The sequence below is a fragment of the Pandoraea sp. PE-S2R-1 genome, assembly GCF_002179865.1.
In the GTDB taxonomy this organism is placed as follows: Bacteria; Pseudomonadota; Gammaproteobacteria; order Burkholderiales; family Burkholderiaceae; genus Pandoraea.
This window is the reverse complement of record NZ_NGUR01000062.1, coordinates 1-495: the sequence shown is the minus strand read 5'-3', so window position 1 is coordinate 495 and position 495 is coordinate 1. Positions and strand designations below refer to the sequence as shown.

Annotated in this window: 1 pseudogene; it reads left to right on the top strand. The window is 65.3% G+C overall.

The annotated features are described in order from the left end of the window. Positions 1-495: pseudogene (locus CDV44_RS27040) on the top strand (hypothetical protein); the annotation flags it as partial.

Below are 495 nucleotides of genomic sequence, written 5' to 3'. Positions count from 1 at the left end.
CACGATGGTGGCGCTCGCGGGCTTTGGGCGATTGGGCATCGATCAGGCACTGACGCGTCAACTGGCGATGGACGTTGCGTCGGGGCAGTCCGGCGCCGTTCGTCCGACGATTCGACGTGCGCTGATGCACGTCTTTTTCGCGTCGGCGGCGGTTTCGGTCTTGCTGGCGGCAGGGGCGACGCTGTTTGCCAACGATGTGCTGAGGAAGCCTGAGCTTGCGGTGCCGCTCATGCTGGGCGCACTCTCTTTCGTCCCGCAGAACGTGGGGGCCGCGATCGCGGGTGCCCTCGCCGGATTGCAGCGGGTCGGTTACAGCCAGATGATCTACTCGTGGCTCTGGCCCGCGATTTTCTGTGTCGCAGTCATTCCGCTGGTGGTGACGGGGCACCTGACGGTGGCGAATACGCTCGTGCTGATCGCCGTCAGTTTCACGCTGGCGGCGATTGCCGGTGCGGTGCTGTTGCGACGTTTCTTGCGCGAGGTTCCGGCCGGCAC